Below are 655 nucleotides of genomic sequence, written 5' to 3'. Positions count from 1 at the left end.
ACCGCTTCCGCCGTGACGATCGGCGCGATGAGCGTCGTGACGACCGCAACCGCGATGACCGGCCCCGCCGGTTCGACGACCAGGGCGGCCGTCGAGGCTTCGACAATCGCCGTGACGATCGTGGTGGTTTCCGTCGCGATGACCGTCGAGACGACCGCGGGCGCGACGACTTCCGGCGCTATGACCGGCCGCGTCGCGATGATTCCCGCCGTGACGACCGTGGCCGTGACGACCGTGGTGGTTCAAGCGTGACGACCGCAGGGATGATCGTGGGCGCGGCGATTTCCGCCGTGACGACCGTGGTCGTGACGACCGTGGTGGTTTCAAGCGTGACGACCGGCCAGGCAAGCCGCGCTTCGACGACCGTCGACGCGATGACCGCGGTGGCTTTCGGCGGGATGACCGCCGCTTCGATGACCGCCAGCGCGATGACCGGCCGCGCCGTGATGATCGGCGGGACGACCGCCAGCGCGATGACCGCCAGCGCGACGACCGTCGTTTCGACGATCGACGTCGGGATGACCGGCCGCGCCGTGATGATCGCCGGGACGACCGGCGGCGCGATGACCGGCCGCGTCCGCAGGGCGACCGGTTCGACCGCGACCGCGGCGGCCGTCCGGATCGGGACCGTCGTGGCGGCGACCACCGTGGCGGC

The 655-nt window shown here is 71.5% G+C and carries 1 protein-coding gene; it reads left to right on the top strand.

The annotated features are described in order from the left end of the window. A partial coding sequence (locus SSPN_RS53805; RefSeq protein WP_010697221.1) for a hypothetical protein occupies positions 1 to 252 on the top strand: 252 nt, incomplete at its 5' end. Positions 253 to 655 lie beyond the last annotated feature (403 nt).

Origin of the sequence: Saccharopolyspora spinosa NRRL 18395, assembly GCF_000194155.1 — a bacterium.
GTDB classification, from domain to species: domain Bacteria; phylum Actinomycetota; class Actinomycetes; order Mycobacteriales; family Pseudonocardiaceae; genus Saccharopolyspora; species Saccharopolyspora spinosa.
This window is presented reverse-complemented; position numbering and strand designations above follow the sequence as displayed.